Origin of the sequence: Lentzea pudingi (genome assembly GCF_014646255.1) — a bacterium.
Taxonomy (GTDB): Bacteria; Actinomycetota; Actinomycetes; order Mycobacteriales; family Pseudonocardiaceae; genus Lentzea; species Lentzea pudingi.
Genome location: NZ_BMNC01000022.1, coordinates 78,217 through 94,439 on the forward strand (window position 1 = coordinate 78,217; position 16,223 = coordinate 94,439).

Sequence of the window (16,223 nt, forward strand, 5' to 3'; positions counted from 1 at the left end):
GGAAACCTACCGAACACGATCAACTCGTGTCGGCCGAACGGCTCAGTTGGTGATGCAGATCGTCTTCACCGGCTGTGAGTACGTCTTGGCGTCGTCACCGTTGCACAGCGCTTTGTCCGACTTGCCGTCCACGACCTTCGTGACCTTGCGCGTCCCGGTGCCGCACGCCACCCGTTCGAAGTACTGGTTGACCGCTTTGAGGCAGTCGCCCTCCTGCACGTTGAGGACGTAGCAGAGCCGCGTCTTGCCGTTCGTCCGCGAACGCCCCGAGGACTCGGTCAGGTAGTCACCGGTCGGGCACATCGTGCGTCGCTCACGGGAGGACACGCGGTACACGGCCTCCTGCGACGAACAGTCCACTTCGGCCATCTCGACGCTGGTGTTGTTCACGTCGACCTGCTTCGCGCACTCGCCGACGCCGGCCTGCTCGTTCCAGCCGGAGCACCCGGACAGCACCAGGGCGAGAGCGGCGAGCAGGGCGGCGGACCTCACAGCTTGTCCATGCAGATGGTCCTGGCGGGCTCGGAGTAGGCGAGCGAGAGCTCCTTGTTCGCGCACCGCGACTTGTCGAACGTGTCGTGCAGGACGTCGACGCTCTTGCGGGCTCCCGGCGCCTTGCAGTCACCGCGGACGAGCACCGGCTGGCCCGTGTTCGGGTAGTCCTTGCTCACGAAGCAGGCCCCGACGGACGCCCGGAACAGGTAACAGGTCTTCTCGTCGTCACGGGGGACGGCCAGGTAGTCACCGGCGGGGCAGGTCGTGTCGATCTCGCCGACCTCGAACTCGGCCGAGGACATGCTGACCTTGCTGGACCGGCACCCGGTCTCCTCGATCTTCAGCTCGGTGACGTTCTTCACCTGCGTGGCGCAGTCACCGACCAGTGGCCCGTCCGCCAGCAGATCCCTTGCGATGTAGAACACACTTCCGAGGACCAGGGCGCCGATCAGGCCGTACACGAGCAGGTTGAGCTTCAAGACGCGTTCTCCGTCACACGAGTAGCCTGGTTGCCGAGGGCAATGTCTACTGCAGGCGCGGGTGCGGTACCCCCGTTTTGACCCAGGTAGACGTGGGCGGGTATCTTTGCTACCTGTGCCCGACCCATGTCGGGCCGCTCCGCGTGCCCGTGAGGCAGCGGTGTCCTCCACTCGCAGTGGCAGTTGAACTGTTGCTTGCGGACCTTGGGAGCGGGCGACACGCCCGACCTCGGGTGCAGAGAGGGATCAAGAAACACGAGGGTGAACCGCAAGGCGAACCCTCAAAAGACGGAAGAAGCAGCCGGCGAATGCCAACGATCCAGCAGCTGGTCCGCAAGGGCCGCCAGGACAAGGTGGCCAAGCAGAAGACGGCGGCCCTCAAGGGCTCGCCGCAGCGGCGCGGTGTGTGCACCCGCGTTTACACCACCACCCCCAAGAAGCCGAACTCCGCACTGCGCAAGGTCGCTCGCGTGAAGCTGACCAGCGGTATCGAGGTCACGGCCTACATCCCCGGTGAGGGTCACAACCTCCAGGAGCACTCGATGGTGCTCGTGCGCGGTGGTCGTGTGAAGGACCTGCCGGGTGTTCGCTACAAGATCATCCGTGGCTCTCTCGACACGCAGGGTGTCAAGAACCGCAAGCAGGCTCGCAGCCGCTACGGCGCGAAGAAGGAGAAGAGCTAATGCCCCGCAAGGGACCGGCCCCGAAGCGGCCGCTTATCTCTGACCCGGTCTACAGCTCGCCTCTCGTGACCCAGCTCATCAACAAGGTGCTGGTCGACGGTAAGCGCTCGGTGGCCGAGAAGATCGTCTACGAAGCGCTCGAAGGTGCTCGCGAGAAGACCGGCACCGACCCGGTCGTCACGCTGAAGCGCGCGCTCGACAACGTGAAGCCGTCGCTGGAGGTCAAGAGCCGCCGCGTCGGTGGTGCGACCTACCAGGTGCCGATCGAGGTCAAGCCCGGTCGCTCCACCACGCTGGCGCTCCGTTGGCTGATCACCTTCTCCCGGCAGCGCCGTGAGAAGACCATGGTCGAGCGTCTGATGAACGAGCTGCTCGATGCGAGCAACGGCCTCGGTGCGAGCGTCAAGCGCCGTGAGGACACGCACAAGATGGCCGAGTCCAACAAGGCCTTCGCCCACTACCGCTGGTGATCTGACGCCCGGCCTGCAGAGGCCGGGCTCTCCCAGCACTAGTGAGCTCACAAGCTCAAGACAGGGGAAAGACCCGTGGCACAGGACGTGCTCACTGATCTTGCCAAGGTCCGCAACATCGGGATCATGGCCCACATCGACGCGGGCAAGACCACGACGACTGAGCGGATCCTCTTCTACACGGGGATCAGCTACAAGATCGGCGAGGTTCACGACGGCGCTGCCGTGATGGACTGGATGGAGCAGGAGCAGGAGCGCGGCATCACGATCACGTCGGCCGCGACGACCTGCTACTGGAAGAACCACCAGATCAACCTGATCGACACGCCCGGCCACGTCGACTTCACCGTCGAGGTCGAGCGCAACCTGCGCGTCCTCGACGGCGCCGTTGCCGTCTTCGACGGCAAGGAGGGCGTCGAGCCGCAGTCCGAGCAGGTCTGGCGGCAGGCGACCAAGTACGACGTCCCGCGCATCTGCTTCGTCAACAAGATGGACAAGCTCGGCGCGGACTTCTACTTCACGATCAAGACGATCCAGGACCGGCTGGCCGCCAAGCCGCTGCCGCTCCAGATCCCGATCGGTGCCGAGAGCGACTTCATCGGCGTCGTCGACCTGATCGAGATGCGTGCCCTCACGTGGCGTGGCGAAGTCCAGAAGGGCGAGGACTACGCGATCGAGGAGATCCCCGCGGATCTGCTCGAGAAGGCGCAGGAGTACCGCGAGCAGCTGCTCGAGGCCGTCGCCGAGACCGACGACGAGCTGACCGAGAAGTTCTTCGACCAGGGCGACCTGTCCGTCGAGGAGATCAAGGCCGGCCTGCGCAAGATCGTCGCCGCGGGTACCGCGTACCCGATCCTGTGCGGCTCCGCGTTCAAGAACAAGGGCGTCCAGCCCATGCTCGACGCGGTCATCGACTACCTGCCGTCGCCGCTCGACCTTCCCCCGGTCGAGGGCACGCTGCAGGACGGCGAGACGATCGTGAAGCGCAGCCCCTCGAGCGACGAGCCGTTCTCGGCTCTGGCGTTCAAGATCGCCGTGCACCCGTTCTTCGGCAAGCTGACCTACATCCGGGTCTACTCGGGTCAGGTCTCCGCGGGCACCCAGGTCATCAACGCGACCAAGGACCGCAAGGAGCGCATCGGGAAGATCTTCCAGATGCACGCCAACAAGGAGAACCCGGTCACCGAGGCCATCGCGGGCCACATCTACGCCGTGATCGGTCTGAAGGACACCACGACCGGTGAGACCCTGTGCGACCCGCAGCACCCGATCGTGCTCGAGTCGATGACCTTCCCCGAGCCCGTCATCCAGGTGGCCATCGAGCCCAAGACGAAGGCGGACCAGGAGAAGCTCGGCACCGCGATCCAGAAGCTGGCCGAGGAGGACCCGACGTTCCGGGTCAACCTCGACCAGGAGACCGGCCAGACCATCATCGCCGGCATGGGCGAGCTCCACCTGGACATCCTGGTGGACCGCATGCGCCGCGAGTTCAAGGTCGAGGCCAACATCGGCAAGCCTCAGGTGGCGTACCGGGAGACCATCCGCCGTGCGGTGGAGAAGTACTCCTACACCCACAAGAAGCAGACCGGTGGTTCCGGCCAGTTCGCCAAGGTGCTCGTCACCGTCGAACCGCTGGAGAAGAAGGAAGACGGCGCGCTCTACGAGTTCGTCAACGCCGTCACCGGTGGTCGCATCCCCCGCGAGTACATCCCGTCGGTCGACGCGGGTGCGCAGGACGCGCTGCAGTACGGCGTGCTGGCGGGTTACCCGCTGGTCGGCGTGAAGGTGACGCTGCTCGACGGCGCCTACCACGAGGTCGACTCCTCGGAAATGGCGTTCAAGATCGCTGGTTCGATGGCCCTCAAGGAAGCCGCCCGTCAGGCGTCTCCCGCGATCCTCGAGCCCCTGATGGCCGTTGAGGTCACGACGCCCGAGGAGTACATGGGCGACGTGATCGGCGACCTGAACTCCCGCCGTGGCCAGATCCAGGCCATGGAGGAGCGCAGCGGCGTCCGTGTCGTCAAGGCACTGGTTCCGCTGTCGGAAATGTTCGGGTACGTGGGTGACCTGCGGTCCAAGACCCAGGGTCGTGCCAACTACTCGATGGTGTTCGACTCCTACGCAGAGGTTCCCGCGAACGTCTCGAAGGAGATCATCGCGAAGGCGACCGGGGAGTAACTCCCCACCGGAGCACCGCAGTTCCACCGCGGGCTCTCCGGGGGTGAATCCCTGGGGTCCGCTACTTTCAGACCCTGACGTGTAAGTCCGGCGGGTGGCCACAGATGCCCGCCGGACCAGCAAAAAAGAAGTCCAGGAGGACAATCCAGTGGCCAAGGCGAAGTTCGAGCGGACGAAGCCGCACGTCAACATCGGCACCATCGGTCACATCGACCATGGCAAGACCACGCTGACCGCGGCGATCTCCAAGGTTCTGCACGACGCGTACCCCGATGTGAACGCCTCGTTCGCGTTCGACCAGATCGACAAGGCGCCGGAAGAGAAGCAGCGCGGCATCACGATCTCGATCGCGCACATCGAGTACCAGACGGAGAACCGTCACTACGCGCACGTCGACTGCCCCGGGCACGCCGACTACATCAAGAACATGATCACCGGTGCGGCGCAGATGGACGGCGCCATCCTCGTCGTGGCGGCGACCGACGGTCCCATGCCGCAGACGAAGGAGCACGTCCTCCTGGCCCGCCAGGTCGGCGTCCCCTACATCGTCGTCGCCCTGAACAAGGCCGACATGGTGGACGACGAGGAGATCCTGGAGCTCGTCGAGCTCGAGGTCCGCGAGCTGCTCTCCGAGTACGAGTTCCCGGGCGACGACCTGCCGGTCGTGCGCGTCTCGGCGCTGAAGGCGCTCGAGGGCGACGAGCAGTGGGGCAAGTCCGTCCTCGAGCTCATGGCCGCCGTTGACACGGCGATCCCGGAGCCGGAGCGCGACACCGAGAAGCCGTTCCTCATGCCCGTCGAGGACGTCTTCACGATCACCGGCCGCGGCACCGTGGTGACCGGTCGCATCGAGCGCGGCATCATCAACGTGAACTCGGAAATCGAGATCGTCGGTATCAAGGAGACGTCGAAGAAGACGACCGTCACCTCGATCGAGATGTTCAAGAAGTTCCTGGACGAGGGCCGCGCCGGCGACAACGCCGCGCTGCTGCTCCGTGGCATCAAGCGCGAGGAGGTGGAGCGCGGCATGGTCATCGTCAAGCCGGGCACCACGACCCCGCACACCGAGTTCACGGCGCAGGTCTACATCCTGTCCAAGGACGAGGGTGGCCGCCACACGCCGTTCTTCAACAACTACCGTCCCCAGTTCTACTTCCGGACGACGGACGTGACCGGCGTTGTGACGCTCCCCGAGGGCACCGAGATGGTCATGCCGGGTGACACCACCGGTATGGACGTCAAGCTGATCCAGCCGATCGCCATGGACGAGGGCCTCCGCTTCGCGATCCGCGAGGGTGGCCGCACCGTCGGCGCCGGCTCGGTCACCAAGATCCTCAAGTGATCTAGCTGCACCAGTTCGGCGTGAAGCCGGGCCAACGATCTTCGTTGGCCCGGCTTTCGTCGTCAAGATGCGAATTGTGCGTCAGCTCACGTTGGGCTGCCGCAGGCGCGCGGGTGACAGAGCGCCGCCGCGATTCCGTTGCCGGGCAATGGAACCGGCACGGCCGTCGCTCCACATGCGACGGACACAGCGGCTCACCGGCCAAGATCCGCACGTGATCTGGGTCCAAGTCACCCACCCCGATTTGGAGTGCCCCACGCCCGTGTGGCATCCTTTACGGGTTGCTCGATGAAGGCACGGGTCGCACTCGTGCGTGCCTGAGTCCTTCGATCGAGCGTCCGCGCCCTGTTAGTGAACGCCTCCTTGCGGAGATGGGCATCAGGGTGCATGGGCTGTGTGGTAGGCCCAATCCCACCGGGGAGACCTTGAGTGGGACCGGTATGCGTAGCGGGCGCGACACGCCCGACCGCGTGGACCGGGCACCATGACACTTCAACAGGGGCGGAGCGCGCCAAGAGGCTGTAAAAGGCCTCATCCGAGGCACCGCACCGCAGCGGTTACGAGAAGCAGAGGAACGGCAAGCCATTATGGCGGGACAAAAGATCCGCATCCGGCTCAAGGCCTACGACCACGAAGCGATCGACGCGTCTGCACGCAAGATCGTGGAGACCGTGACGCGCACCGGCGCTCGGGTTGTCGGGCCTGTGCCGCTGCCCACTGAGAAGAACGTGTACTGCGTCATCCGCTCGCCGCACAAGTACAAGGACTCGCGCGAGCACTTCGAGATGCGCACGCACAAGCGGCTGATCGACATCCTCGACCCGACGCCGAAGACGGTTGACGCGCTCATGCGCATCGACCTGCCGGCCAGCGTCGACGTCAACATCCAGTAAGCGTTGGGCGCGGAGAGTAACGGACCAATGTCTGACAGGCAGATGAAGGGCATCCTGGGCACCAAGCTCGGCATGACTCAGGTCTTCGACGAGAACAACCGGGTCGTCCCGGTGACCGTCGTCAAGGCTGAGCCCAATGTCGTGACCCAGGTTCGCACCGAAGAGAAGGACGGCTACACCGCCGTCCAGCTGGCGGCCGGCGCGATTGACCCGCGCAAGGTCAACAAGCCCGTTGCTGGGCACTTCGCCAAGGCCGGGGTCACGCCCCGTCGCCACCTGGCGGAGCTGCGCACGGCGGACGCCGGCGAGTACACGGTCGGCCAGGAGATCACCGCTGAGGTGTTCGAGGCCGGCGCTGTTGTCGACATCACCGGCACCAGCAAGGGCAAGGGCACCGCGGGTGTCATGAAGCGCCACAACTTCAAGGGCCTCGGCTCCAGCCACGGCACCCAGCGCAAGCACCGCTCGCCGGGTTCCATCGGTGGCTGTGCCACGCCTGGTCGCGTCTTCAAGGGTCTGCGCATGGCTGGCCGCATGGGCCACGAGCGTGTGACGACCCAGAACCTGAAGGTGCACAAGATCGACGCCGAGAACGGCCTGCTGCTCATCAAGGGCGCTGTTCCCGGCCCCAAGGGTGGTCTGGTGTTCGTCCGGACTGCAGCGAAGGGCGGTGCCTGATGTCGACTGTTGAGATCCGCACCCCGGACGGCAAGTCCGCCGGCTCGGTCGAGCTGCCGGCTTCCGTCTTCGACGCGCAGGCCAACGTGGCGCTGCTGCACCAGGTCGTCGTGGCCCAGCAGGCTGCCGCGCGCCAGGGCACGCACTCCACGAAGACCCGCGGCGAGGTGTCCGGCGGTGGCAAGAAGCCTTACCGCCAGAAGGGCACCGGCCGTGCCCGCCAGGGTTCGACGCGTGCGCCGCAGTTCGCCGGCGGTGGCGTCGTCCACGGCCCGCAGCCGCGCGACTACTCGCAGCGGACGCCCAAGAAGATGAAGGCCGCCGCTCTGCGTGGCGCCCTGTCCGACCGGGCCCGCGCGAACCAGGTGCACGTCGTGTCCGGCCTGGTGGACGGGGACACCCCGTCGACCAAGACCGCGCGCAAGGTCCTGGAGTCGGTCACCCAGGCCCGCCGCGTTCTCGTGGTGCTCAACCGCACCGACGAGGTCGCGTGGGTCAGCGTGCGCAACCTGCAGCACGTGCACGTGATCGCGCCTGACCAGCTCAACACCTACGACGTGCTCGTCAACGACGACGTGGTGTTCACCAAGGACTCGCTCGACGTGTTCCTCGCCAGCAAGGCCCAGCAGGGTCGCGGCTCGGCTGAGGCCTCGGCGGCGGTCGTGGACGAGGAGGGTTCCAAGTGATCCCCGACCACAGGGACATCTTGCTCGCGCCGGTGATCTCCGAGAAGTCCTACGGGCTCCTCGAGGAGAACAAGTACACCTTCTTGGTGGCGCCGGGTTCGAACAAGACCCAGATCAAGATTGCCGTGGAGAAGGTCTTCGGCGTCAAGGTCGTCAGCGTCAACACCATCAACCGCCAGGGCAAGCGCAAGCGGACCAAGAGCGGTTTCGGCAAGCGCAAGGACACGAAGCGCGCGATCGTCACGCTGTCTGCCGACAGCAAGTCGATCGAGATCTTCGGCGGCCCTGCCGCCTGATGACGAGGACTGCGTAGAGATGGGCATTCGCAAGTACAAGCCGACGACGCCTGGTCGTCGCGGTGCGAGCGTCTCCGACTTCGCCGAGATCACTCGGTCGACTCCGGAGAAGTCGCTGATCCGCCCGCTGCACAAGCTGGGTGGACGCAACGCGTCGGGCAAGATCACCACGCGGCACAAGGGTGGCGGTCACAAGAGGGCTTACCGCCTGATTGACTTCCGCCGCAACGACAAGGACGGCGTGCCGGCCAAGGTCGCTCACATCGAGTACGACCCCAACCGCACCGCGCGCATCGCGCTTCTGCACTACGCAGACGGCGAGAAGCGCTACATCATCGCCCCGGAGAAGCTCAAGCAGGGTGACACGGTTGAGAACGGCCCCAAGGCCGACATCAAGCCGGGTAACAACCTGCCGCTGCGCAACATCCCGGTCGGTTCCGTGATCCACGCCATCGAGCTCCGCCCCGGCGGCGGCGCGAAGATGGCGCGCTCGGCTGGTGCCTCGGTCCAGCTCGTTGCGAAGGACGGTCCGTACGCCCAGCTGCGGTTGCCCTCGGGCGAGATCCGCAACGTGGACGTGCGCTGCCGCGCCACGCTCGGCGAGGTCGGCAACAAGGACCACCAGAACATCAACTGGGGCAAGGCCGGCCGCATGCGGTGGAAGGGCAAGAAGCCCACCGTCCGCGGTGTCGCCATGAACCCCGTTGACCACCCGCATGGTGGTGGTGAAGGTAAGACCTCCGGTGGTCGCCACCCGGTCAACCCGGCTGGTAAGCCCGAAGGCCGTACCCGCCGCCGTAAGCCAAGCGACAAGCTCATCGTCCGGCGTCGTCGCACCGGTAAGAAGCGCTGAGCAGGGAGGGAGTGAAGGATGCCTCGCAGCCTTAAGAAGGGTCCCTTCGTCGACGACCACCTGCTCAAGAAGGTGGACGTTCAGAACGAAGCGGGCAAGAAGACCGTCATCAAGACGTGGTCCCGCCGGTCCACGATCATCCCGGACATGCTCGGCCACACCATCGCGGTGCACGACGGTCGCAAGCACGTCCCGGTGTTCGTGACCGAGGCGATGGTCGGGCACAAGTTGGGCGAGTTCGCCCCGACCCGCACCTTCAAGGGCCACATCAAGGACGACCGGAAGTCTCGTCGCCGCTAGGCGTCGAACTGAGAAGAGCAAGGGAACAGCAGCGATGAACGCCCGTAAGGACGCTGAGGCAGCGGAGTTTCCGCGCGCCGTGGCTCGGGCTCGTTACGTTCGCGACACCCCCATGAAGGTGCGTCGCGTCATCGAGCTCATCAAGGGTCGTAACGCAAGCGAGGCCCTGGCCGTGCTCCAGTTCGCGCCCCAGGCCGCCTCTGAGCCGGTCGCGAAGGTGCTCGCCAGCGCCATGGCCAACGCCGAGAACAACCTGTCCCTGGACCCGACCACCCTCTGGGTGTCCGTGGCCTACGTGGACGAGGGTCCGACCCTCAAGCGTTTCCGCCCGCGTGCCCAGGGCCGCGCGTACCGGATCCGCAAGCGGACGAGCCACATCACCATCGAGGTGGAGTCTCGTCCCAAGAAGACCAGCGTGAAGGGAACGCGGTAGTGGGCCAGAAGATCAACCCGCACGGCTTCCGGCTGGGGATCACCACCGACTGGAAGTCCCGCTGGTACGCAGACAAGCAGTACGCCGAGTACGTGGCGGAGGACGTCAAGATCCGCCGCCTGCTCAGCAAGGGCATGGAGCGTGCCGGCATCTCCAAGGTAGAGATCGAGCGGACCCGTGACCGGGTGCGCGTCGACATCCACACCGCCCGGCCGGGCATCGTCATCGGCCGTCGTGGTGCCGAGGCGGACCGCATCCGCGGTGAGCTGGAGAAGCTCACCAAGAAGCAGGTCCAGCTGAACATCCTCGAGGTCAAGAGCCCCGAGTCGGACGCGCAGCTCGTGGCACAGGGTGTCGCCGAGCAGCTGTCCAACCGCGTCGCCTTCCGGCGCGCGATGCGCAAGGCCATTCAGTCGGCCATGCGTTCGCCGCAGGTCAAGGGCATCCGCGTGCAGTGCGGCGGTCGCCTCGGCGGCGCCGAGATGTCCCGCTCGGAGCACTACCGCGACGGCCGCGTGCCGCTGCACACGCTCCGCGCCAACATCGACTACGGCTTCTTCGAGGCCCGCACCACGTTCGGCCGTATCGGCGTGAAGGTGTGGATCTACAAGGGCGACATCGTCGGTGGCATCTCGGCCAAGCGCGCACTCGACGCGGCCCCGGCTCAGGGTGCTGACCGCGCCCCGCGCCGCGACCGTGGCGAGCGTCCGAACCGGGCCCGCCGCTCGGGTGCCAGTGGCACCACCGCGACGAGCACCGAGGCCGGCCGTGCCGCAGCTGACGCCACCGCGTCGGCCGAGGCCCCGGCTTCTGCAGAGAAGACGGAGAGCTGAGCCATGCTCATCCCTCGTAGGGTCAAGCACCGCAAGCAGCACCACCCCAAGCGGTCGGGTGCTGCCAAGGGCGGCACGAAGGTCACCTTCGGTGAGTACGGCATCCAGGCTCTCGAGCCCGCCTACGTCACCAACAGGCAGATCGAGTCCGCTCGTATCGCCATCACGCGCCACATCCGTCGTGGCGGCAAGGTCTGGATCAACATCTTCCCGGACCGTCCGCTGACGAAGAAGCCGGCCGAGACCCGCATGGGTTCCGGTAAGGGTTCGCCGGAGTGGTGGGTGGCCAACGTCAAGCCGGGTCGCGTCCTCTTCGAGATGGCGTTCCCGAACGAGCAGGTCGCTCGCGAGGCGCTCCGCCGCGCGATCCACAAGCTCCCGATGAAGTGCCGCATCGTTACGCGTGAGGGTGGTGAGTTCTGATGGCAGCGGGTACCACCGCTTCCGAGCTGCGTGAGCTCACCGAGGAAGAGCTCGTGCTGCGTCTGAAGGAATCGAAGGAAGAGCTGTTCAACCTTCGTTTCCAGATGGCCACGGGCCAGCTCGACAACAACCGGCGTCTGCGCACGGTCCGGCACGACATTGCCCGGATCTACACCGTGATGCGGGAGCGGGAGCTCGGGCTCTCCGTTACGCCGGATTCCACTGGTGAGGGTGCGGCATGACCGAAAGCAACGAAGTCCAGACCGAGAAGCGCAACGACCGCAAGGTCCGCGAGGGCCTCGTCGTGTCCGACAAGATGGACAAGACGATCGTCGTGGCGCTCGAGGACCGCAAGAAGCACCCGCGTTACTCCAAGATCATGCGCTCCACCACCAAGGTGAAGGTGCACGACGAGGAGAACGCGGCGGGCATCGGCGACCGCGTCCTGCTCATGGAGACCCGGCCCCTGTCGGCGACCAAGCGCTGGCGGCTCGTCGAGATCCTCGAGAAGGCCAAGTAAGTCCCCTCAGGGGATTGGGCACTGTAGACAGACCGAGCCCGTCGGGTCGGAAATCCGGCGGGCCAGGAATGGTCAGGAGCAAGTAAGTGATTCAGCAGGAGTCGCGACTTCGTGTCGCCGACAACACTGGTGCGAAGGAAATCCTTTGCATCCGTGTTCTCGGTGGTTCGGGTCGCCGCTACGCGGGCATCGGCGACATCATCGTCGCGACCGTCAAGGACGCGATCCCCGGTGCCGGTGTGAAGAAGGGTGACGTCGTCAAGGCCGTCATCGTCCGCACCGTCAAGGAGCGTCGCCGTCCGGATGGCTCGTACATCCGCTTCGACGAGAACGCCGCCGTGCTCATCAAGAACGACAACGAGCCCCGCGGTACCCGCATCTTCGGCCCGGTCGGCCGTGAGCTGCGCGACAAGAAGTTCATGAAGATCATCTCGCTGGCTCCGGAGGTGCTCTGACCATGAAGGTGAAGAAGGGCGACACGGTCGTCGTCATCGCCGGCAAGGACAAGGGCGCGAAGGGCAAGGTCATCCAGGCCTACCCGGAGACCGGAAAGGTCCTGGTCGAGGGCGTCAACCGGATCAAGAAGCACACCAAGATCACGCAGACCCAGCGGGGCGCGCAGTCTGGTGGCATCGTGACCCAGGAAGCTCCGATCAACGTCTCCAACGTGATGGTGGTCGACTCGGACGGCAAGCCGTCCCGTGTTGGTTACCGGACGAACGACGAGGGCAAGCGGGTCCGCATTTCCCGTCGTAACGGGAAGGACATCTGATCATGACCACCGCAGAGAAGATCATCCCGCGGCTCAAGACGCGCTACCGCGACGAGGTGAAGGCCGAGCTGCAGAAGCAGTTCTCCTTCGCCAACGTGATGCAGATCCCGGGCGTCGTGAAGGTCGTCGTCAACATGGGTGTCGGCGACGCCGCCCGTGACGGCAAGCTGATCGAGGGTGCCGTCAAGGACCTCTCGATCATCACCGGCCAGCGCCCCGAGGTCCGTCGGGCCCGCAAGTCCATCGCGCAGTTCAAGCTGCGTGAAGGCATGCCGATCGGTGCGCGCGTCACGCTGCGCGGCGACCGCATGTGGGAGTTCCTCGACCGTCTGCTGACGATCGCGCTGCCCCGAATCCGCGACTTCCGCGGCCTCTCGGGCAAGCAGTTCGACGGCAACGGCAACTACACGTTCGGTCTGAACGAGCAGTCGATGTTCCACGAGATCGACCCGGACGCTATCGACCGGCCTCGCGGCATGGACATCACCGTCGTCACCACCGCCACGAACGACGAGGAGGGTCGGGCGCTGCTGAAGCACCTGGGCTTCCCGTTCAAGGAGAACTGACTCGATGGCCAAGAAGGCGTTGATCAACAAGGCCGCGAAGAAGCCGAAGTTCAAGGTCCGGGGTTACACCCGGTGCCAGCGTTGCGGCCGCCCCCACGCGGTGTTCCGCAAGTTCGGCCTCTGCCGGATCTGCCTGCGCGAGATGGCTCACCGCGGTGAGCTGCCTGGCGTGAGCAAGTCCAGCTGGTAATTCCAAGCTTCATTACTTCGCTGTAGGCCCGCACACGACCGTCCTGCTCTCTCCTCGTCGGGGGAGAGAGCGGGTCTGGACCCTGAGCCGGTGAACCGCAGCGAGAAAGGTTGACCAGGTCACCATGACGATGACCGATCCCATCGCAGACATGCTCACTCGTCTGCGGAACGCGAACTCGGCTTACCACGACAAGGTCGTGATGCCGCACTCCAAGATCAAGGCGAACATCGCCGAGATCCTCAAGCGCGAGGGCTACATCGCCTCGTACCGCGACGAGGACGGCGAGGTGGCCAAGAACTTGGTCGTCGAGCTGAAGTACGGCCCGAACCGTGAGCGCAGCATTGCCGGCCTCCGCCGCGTGTCCAAGCCCGGTTTGCGCGTGTACGCGAAGTCCACTGGCCTGCCCCGAGTTCTCGGTGGCCTCGGCGTGGCGATCATTTCGACCTCTGGCGGTCTCATGACCGACCGTCAGGCCAACAAGGCAGGCGTGGGCGGAGAAGTCCTCGCCTACGTTTGGTAAGGGGGAGTAGACATGTCGCGCATCGGTAAGCAGCCGATCATTGTCCCCTCCGGGGTCGACGTGAACATCGCCGGCCAGGACGTCAGCATCAAGGGCCCCAAGGGCCTCCTGACGCTGACGCTCGCTGAGCCGATCATCGTCGAGAAGGCCGAAGACGGCACTCTCGAGGTCAAGCGCCCGAACGACGAGCGCCGGAACCGCGCGCTCCACGGCCTGTCGCGCACGCTCGTGCACAACATGGTCGTCGGCGTGACCCAGGGCTACGAAAAGAAGATGGAAATCCACGGCGTCGGTTACCGCGTCGCGCTCAAGGGCTCTGAGCTCGAGTTCGCGCTCGGTTACTCGCACCCGGTCAAGGTGGAGGCCCCCGCGGGCATCACCTTCGCGGTCGAGACCCCGACCCGTTTCTCCGTCTCGGGTATCGACAAGCAGCTGGTCGGTGAGGTCGCCGCCAACATCCGGAAGCTGCGCAAGCCCGACCCGTACAAGGGTAAGGGCGTCCGTTACTCGGGCGAGAAGATCCGTCGCAAGGTCGGAAAGACGGGTAAGTGACATGAGCGAGTCGACTGTTACGAAGCGCAAGCCGGTGGGCAAGGACATCTCCACCAGGCGTCGTGTTGCGAAGGCCCGTCGCCACTTCCGCCTCCGCAAGAAGGTCAACGGCACCGCCGAGCGTCCGCGCCTGGCCGTGCACCGTTCGTCGAAGCACATCACCGTGCAGATCATCGACGACCTGAAGGGCCACACGATCGCGGCGGCTTCCTCCATGGAGGCCGACGTCCGTGCCCTGGACGGCGACAAGAAGGCCCGTGCGGCCAAGGTCGGCCAGCTGGCCGCGGCCCGCGCCAAGGACGCCGGCGTCACGGCGGTCGTGTTCGACCGCGGTGGCAACGCGTACCACGGCCGGATCGCTGCTCTGGCGGATGCCGCTCGCGAGGCGGGGCTGGAGTTCTGACAATGATCATTTCTGGAATTGAGAGGGACGCCTGATGCCAGGACGTACGCGTCGCGAAGGCGGCGGGGGCGAGCGCGGAGAGCGCCGCGACCGTCGTGACGGCGGCCGCGGCGGCGCGGCCCAGGAGAAGACCCCCCACCTCGAGCGCGTGGTTGCGATCAACCGCGTCTCCAAGGTGGTCAAGGGTGGTCGTCGCTTCAGCTTCACCGCGCTCGTCGTGGTGGGTGACGGCGACGGCATGGTCGGCGTCGGTTACGGCAAGGCCAAGGAAGTTCCCGCGGCCATCGCCAAGGGTGTCGAGGAAGCGAAGAAGAACTTCTTCCGCGTTCCCCGCATCGCCGGCACCATCCCCCACCCGGTCCAGGGTGAGAAGGCCGCTGGTGTGGTCCTGCTGCGTCCGGCCTCGGCCGGTACCGGTGTCATCGCGGGTGGCGCTGTCCGCGCCGTCCTCGAGTGCGCCGGCGTGCACGACGTGCTGTCGAAGTCGCTCGGCTCCGACAACGCGATCAACATCGTGCACGCGACCGTGGCGGCCCTCAAGGGTCTGCAGCGTCCGGAAGAGGTCGCGGCCCGTCGTGGCCTGCCCCTCGAGGACGTCGCCCCCGCCGGCATGATCCGCGCTCGCGCGGGCCAGGGGGTCTGACCATGGCTCAGCTGAAGATCACCCAGGTCCGCAGCACCATCGGTACCAAGCACAACCACCGCGAGTCGATGCGCACCCTCGGGCTGCGCAAGATCCGTCAGTCGGTCGTGCGTGAGGACACCCCCCAGGTGCTCGGCCTGATCAACGCCGTGCGTCACCTGGTTGTTGTCGAGGAGGTCCAGTCGTGACCATCAAGATTCACGACCTGCGTCCGGCCCCCGGCGCCAAGACCGCCAAGACCCGCGTCGGTCGTGGTGAAGGCTCCAAGGGCAAGACCGCCGGCCGCGGTACGAAGGGCACGGGCGCTCGCAAGAACGTCTCGCCGCGCTTCGAAGGTGGCCAGATGCCGCTGCACATGCGGCTCCCGAAGCTCAAGGGCTTCAAGAACCCGTTCCGCACCGAGTACCAGGTGGTGAACGTTTCCTCGATCGCCGCCTCGTTCCCCGAGGGTGGTTCGGTCGACGTTCCCGCGCTGGTTCTGGCCGGGCTGGTCCGCAAGGGCTCGCTCGTCAAGGTGCTGGGTGACGGGGATGTCTCGGTCAAGCTGGATGTCACGGCTGACAAGTTCTCCAAGACCGCTGTGGAGAAGTTGGCTGCTGCTGGTGGGTCTTCCACTGTGGCTTCCTGATTTGAGTTAGCTGTCTGAAGGGCCCTGAGGCTTTCGCCTTGGGGCCCTTTGGTGTTTGTGGGGGCGGCCCTTGTGGGTGGTTGGCTTGCGGTACGCGGCTTGGTGGGTGGTGGCCTGGCGGTGGGTGGTTGCCTGGCGGTACGGGACCTTGCGGTACGCGGCCTGGCGGGTGGTTGCCTTGCGGGCGGCGGGCTTGCGTTGCGTGCTTCCCCTGGGGGCTCTGCCCCCAGACCCCCGGCAATCTGATCAGGGGGCCCGCGCTGCCCGTAGGTAGATGGCACGCCTGTTGCTTTGAGCGGCTGCCGGTTGCGTAGCTGGGTTGCGTTGGCGGTGGGGTCCCATCACGAGCCGAGCCAAGAGCGGGCCACATGCAGGTAGGGGTGT

27 protein-coding genes are annotated in these 16,223 nt (G+C 65.7%); 25 read left to right on the forward strand and 2 right to left on the reverse strand.

Annotated elements, in window-relative coordinates; genetic code table 11:
- Window positions 1-42 precede the first annotated feature (42 nt).
- Together IEY88_RS40120 and IEY88_RS40125 are read right to left on the reverse strand one after the other, a co-directional pair.
- Window positions 43-492: an LppU/SCO3897 family protein gene (locus IEY88_RS40120; protein ID WP_189160154.1), complete on the reverse strand. Its 450-nt coding sequence runs from the start codon at window positions 490-492 to the stop codon at window positions 43-45.
- Window positions 489-974: a hypothetical protein gene (locus IEY88_RS40125; protein WP_189160155.1), complete on the reverse strand. Its 486-nt coding sequence runs from the start codon at window positions 972-974 to the stop codon at window positions 489-491. Before IEY88_RS40125 ends, IEY88_RS40120 begins: the two co-directional genes overlap by 4 nt.
- Before the next feature lie 308 nt (window positions 975-1,282).
- Between IEY88_RS40125 and rpsL the strand changes: the two genes are divergently transcribed.
- From rpsL to rplO, 25 genes are all read left to right on the forward strand, one after another.
- The gene (gene rpsL, locus IEY88_RS40130; RefSeq protein ID WP_030473471.1) at window positions 1,283-1,657 is read left to right on the forward strand and encodes a 30S ribosomal protein S12; all 375 of its coding nucleotides are present in this window, start codon (window positions 1,283-1,285) and stop codon (window positions 1,655-1,657) included.
- Complete coding sequence (gene rpsG, locus IEY88_RS40135; protein ID WP_030478293.1) at window positions 1,657-2,127, forward strand: 30S ribosomal protein S7; 471 nt, start codon at window positions 1,657-1,659, stop codon at window positions 2,125-2,127. Before rpsL ends, rpsG begins: the two co-directional genes overlap by 1 nt.
- Window positions 2,128-2,202: 75 nt before the next feature.
- The gene (gene fusA, locus IEY88_RS40140; RefSeq protein ID WP_189160156.1) at window positions 2,203-4,305 is read left to right on the forward strand and encodes an elongation factor G; all 2,103 of its coding nucleotides are present in this window, start codon (window positions 2,203-2,205) and stop codon (window positions 4,303-4,305) included.
- Window positions 4,306-4,453: 148 nt separating this feature from the next.
- Window positions 4,454-5,647 (forward strand): elongation factor Tu, encoded by a 1,194-nt coding sequence (gene tuf, locus IEY88_RS40145; RefSeq protein WP_189160157.1) that lies wholly within the window; start codon window positions 4,454-4,456, stop codon window positions 5,645-5,647.
- A gap of 587 nt (window positions 5,648-6,234) precedes the next feature.
- On the forward strand, window positions 6,235-6,540 hold the full coding sequence (gene rpsJ, locus IEY88_RS40150) for a 30S ribosomal protein S10 (RefSeq protein WP_003938093.1): 306 nt from the start codon (window positions 6,235-6,237) through the stop codon (window positions 6,538-6,540).
- A 27-nt stretch (window positions 6,541-6,567) separates the two neighbouring features.
- The gene (gene rplC, locus IEY88_RS40155; RefSeq protein ID WP_189160158.1) at window positions 6,568-7,218 is read left to right on the forward strand and encodes a 50S ribosomal protein L3; all 651 of its coding nucleotides are present in this window, start codon (window positions 6,568-6,570) and stop codon (window positions 7,216-7,218) included.
- Window positions 7,218-7,904, forward strand: a complete 687-nt coding sequence (rplD, locus tag IEY88_RS40160; RefSeq protein ID WP_189160159.1) for a 50S ribosomal protein L4 — start codon at window positions 7,218-7,220, stop codon at window positions 7,902-7,904. The genes rplC and rplD overlap by 1 nt, the downstream gene beginning before the upstream one ends.
- On the forward strand, window positions 7,901-8,200 hold the full coding sequence (rplW, locus tag IEY88_RS40165) for a 50S ribosomal protein L23 (protein ID WP_090065868.1): 300 nt from the start codon (window positions 7,901-7,903) through the stop codon (window positions 8,198-8,200). Before rplD ends, rplW begins: the two co-directional genes overlap by 4 nt.
- A 19-nt stretch (window positions 8,201-8,219) precedes the next feature.
- Complete coding sequence (gene rplB / locus IEY88_RS40170) at window positions 8,220-9,053, forward strand: 50S ribosomal protein L2 (RefSeq protein WP_030478299.1); 834 nt, start codon at window positions 8,220-8,222, stop codon at window positions 9,051-9,053.
- 18 nt (window positions 9,054-9,071) lie between these two features.
- Entirely contained in the window at window positions 9,072-9,353 is a 282-nt protein-coding gene (gene rpsS, locus IEY88_RS40175; RefSeq protein ID WP_030478300.1) for a 30S ribosomal protein S19, read from the forward strand.
- A gap of 34 nt (window positions 9,354-9,387) precedes the next feature.
- Window positions 9,388-9,786 carry a 50S ribosomal protein L22 gene (gene rplV, locus IEY88_RS40180; protein ID WP_189160160.1) on the forward strand — a complete coding sequence of 133 codons (399 nt, stop codon included), beginning with the start codon at window positions 9,388-9,390 and terminating at the stop codon, window positions 9,784-9,786.
- On the forward strand, window positions 9,786-10,619 hold the full coding sequence (rpsC, locus tag IEY88_RS40185; protein ID WP_189160161.1) for a 30S ribosomal protein S3: 834 nt from the start codon (window positions 9,786-9,788) through the stop codon (window positions 10,617-10,619). The genes rplV and rpsC overlap by 1 nt, the downstream gene beginning before the upstream one ends.
- A gap of 3 nt (window positions 10,620-10,622) precedes the next feature.
- Window positions 10,623-11,042, forward strand: coding sequence for a 50S ribosomal protein L16 (gene rplP / locus IEY88_RS40190; RefSeq protein WP_030473461.1), 420 nt, complete (start codon window positions 10,623-10,625; stop codon window positions 11,040-11,042).
- Window positions 11,042-11,284, forward strand: coding sequence for a 50S ribosomal protein L29 (gene rpmC / locus IEY88_RS40195; RefSeq protein WP_030478304.1), 243 nt, complete (start codon window positions 11,042-11,044; stop codon window positions 11,282-11,284). The genes rplP and rpmC overlap by 1 nt, the downstream gene beginning before the upstream one ends.
- Entirely contained in the window at window positions 11,281-11,562 is a 282-nt protein-coding gene (rpsQ, locus tag IEY88_RS40200; RefSeq protein WP_065915974.1) for a 30S ribosomal protein S17, read from the forward strand. Before rpmC ends, rpsQ begins: the two co-directional genes overlap by 4 nt.
- 86 nt (window positions 11,563-11,648) lie before the next feature.
- Window positions 11,649-12,017, forward strand: coding sequence for a 50S ribosomal protein L14 (rplN, locus tag IEY88_RS40205; protein ID WP_030478306.1), 369 nt, complete (start codon window positions 11,649-11,651; stop codon window positions 12,015-12,017).
- Window positions 12,018-12,019: 2 nt separating this feature from the next.
- Window positions 12,020-12,334 (forward strand): 50S ribosomal protein L24, encoded by a 315-nt coding sequence (gene rplX / locus IEY88_RS40210; protein ID WP_189160162.1) that lies wholly within the window; start codon window positions 12,020-12,022, stop codon window positions 12,332-12,334.
- 2 nt (window positions 12,335-12,336) lie between these two features.
- Complete coding sequence (rplE, locus tag IEY88_RS40215; protein ID WP_189160163.1) at window positions 12,337-12,900, forward strand: 50S ribosomal protein L5; 564 nt, start codon at window positions 12,337-12,339, stop codon at window positions 12,898-12,900.
- Between the two features lie 4 nt (window positions 12,901-12,904).
- Window positions 12,905-13,090 carry a type Z 30S ribosomal protein S14 gene (locus tag IEY88_RS40220; protein WP_030473455.1) on the forward strand — a complete coding sequence of 62 codons (186 nt, stop codon included), beginning with the start codon at window positions 12,905-12,907 and terminating at the stop codon, window positions 13,088-13,090.
- Window positions 13,091-13,214: 124 nt separating this feature from the next.
- On the forward strand, window positions 13,215-13,613 hold the full coding sequence (gene rpsH, locus IEY88_RS40225) for a 30S ribosomal protein S8 (RefSeq protein WP_030478309.1): 399 nt from the start codon (window positions 13,215-13,217) through the stop codon (window positions 13,611-13,613).
- Between the two features lie 12 nt (window positions 13,614-13,625).
- Entirely contained in the window at window positions 13,626-14,165 is a 540-nt protein-coding gene (gene rplF, locus IEY88_RS40230) for a 50S ribosomal protein L6 (RefSeq protein ID WP_045309814.1), read from the forward strand.
- A gap of 1 nt (window position 14,166) precedes the next feature.
- Window positions 14,167-14,568 (forward strand): 50S ribosomal protein L18, encoded by a 402-nt coding sequence (gene rplR, locus IEY88_RS40235; protein WP_030478311.1) that lies wholly within the window; start codon window positions 14,167-14,169, stop codon window positions 14,566-14,568.
- Window positions 14,569-14,602: 34 nt separating this feature from the next.
- A complete protein-coding gene (gene rpsE / locus IEY88_RS40240) occupies window positions 14,603-15,211 on the forward strand; it encodes a 30S ribosomal protein S5 (protein ID WP_030473451.1) in 609 nt (202 codons plus the stop codon).
- A gap of 2 nt (window positions 15,212-15,213) precedes the next feature.
- A complete protein-coding gene (gene rpmD / locus IEY88_RS40245) occupies window positions 15,214-15,399 on the forward strand; it encodes a 50S ribosomal protein L30 (RefSeq protein ID WP_090094710.1) in 186 nt (61 codons plus the stop codon).
- On the forward strand, window positions 15,396-15,839 hold the full coding sequence (gene rplO / locus IEY88_RS40250; RefSeq protein ID WP_030478314.1) for a 50S ribosomal protein L15: 444 nt from the start codon (window positions 15,396-15,398) through the stop codon (window positions 15,837-15,839). The genes rpmD and rplO overlap by 4 nt, the downstream gene beginning before the upstream one ends.
- The last annotated feature ends 384 nt before the right edge of the window (window positions 15,840-16,223 follow it).

What these genes read in the sequence shown, in the direction of transcription:
- rpsL (WP_030473471.1), top strand. Translation starts at nt 1,283, where the DNA reads ATGCCAACGATCCAGCAGCTGGTCCGCAAGGGCCGCCAGGACAAGGTG.
- rpsG (WP_030478293.1), top strand. Translation starts at nt 1,657, where the DNA reads ATGCCCCGCAAGGGACCGGCCCCGAAGCGGCCGCTTATCTCTGACCCG.
- rpsJ (WP_003938093.1), top strand. Translation starts at nt 6,235, where the DNA reads ATGGCGGGACAAAAGATCCGCATCCGGCTCAAGGCCTACGACCACGAA.
- rplC (WP_189160158.1), top strand. Translation starts at nt 6,568, where the DNA reads ATGTCTGACAGGCAGATGAAGGGCATCCTGGGCACCAAGCTCGGCATG.
- rplD (WP_189160159.1), top strand. Translation starts at nt 7,218, where the DNA reads ATGTCGACTGTTGAGATCCGCACCCCGGACGGCAAGTCCGCCGGCTCG.
- rplB (WP_030478299.1), top strand. Translation starts at nt 8,220, where the DNA reads ATGGGCATTCGCAAGTACAAGCCGACGACGCCTGGTCGTCGCGGTGCG.
- rpsS (WP_030478300.1), top strand. Translation starts at nt 9,072, where the DNA reads ATGCCTCGCAGCCTTAAGAAGGGTCCCTTCGTCGACGACCACCTGCTC.
- rplV (WP_189160160.1), top strand. Translation starts at nt 9,388, where the DNA reads ATGAACGCCCGTAAGGACGCTGAGGCAGCGGAGTTTCCGCGCGCCGTG.
- rplP (WP_030473461.1), top strand. Translation starts at nt 10,623, where the DNA reads ATGCTCATCCCTCGTAGGGTCAAGCACCGCAAGCAGCACCACCCCAAG.
- rpmC (WP_030478304.1), top strand. Translation starts at nt 11,042, where the DNA reads ATGGCAGCGGGTACCACCGCTTCCGAGCTGCGTGAGCTCACCGAGGAA.
- rpsQ (WP_065915974.1), top strand. Translation starts at nt 11,281, where the DNA reads ATGACCGAAAGCAACGAAGTCCAGACCGAGAAGCGCAACGACCGCAAG.
- rplX (WP_189160162.1), top strand. Translation starts at nt 12,020, where the DNA reads ATGAAGGTGAAGAAGGGCGACACGGTCGTCGTCATCGCCGGCAAGGAC.
- rplE (WP_189160163.1), top strand. Translation starts at nt 12,337, where the DNA reads ATGACCACCGCAGAGAAGATCATCCCGCGGCTCAAGACGCGCTACCGC.
- IEY88_RS40220 (WP_030473455.1), top strand. Translation starts at nt 12,905, where the DNA reads ATGGCCAAGAAGGCGTTGATCAACAAGGCCGCGAAGAAGCCGAAGTTC.
- rpsH (WP_030478309.1), top strand. Translation starts at nt 13,215, where the DNA reads ATGACGATGACCGATCCCATCGCAGACATGCTCACTCGTCTGCGGAAC.
- rplF (WP_045309814.1), top strand. Translation starts at nt 13,626, where the DNA reads ATGTCGCGCATCGGTAAGCAGCCGATCATTGTCCCCTCCGGGGTCGAC.
- rplR (WP_030478311.1), top strand. Translation starts at nt 14,167, where the DNA reads ATGAGCGAGTCGACTGTTACGAAGCGCAAGCCGGTGGGCAAGGACATC.
- rpsE (WP_030473451.1), top strand. Translation starts at nt 14,603, where the DNA reads ATGCCAGGACGTACGCGTCGCGAAGGCGGCGGGGGCGAGCGCGGAGAG.
- rpmD (WP_090094710.1), top strand. Translation starts at nt 15,214, where the DNA reads ATGGCTCAGCTGAAGATCACCCAGGTCCGCAGCACCATCGGTACCAAG.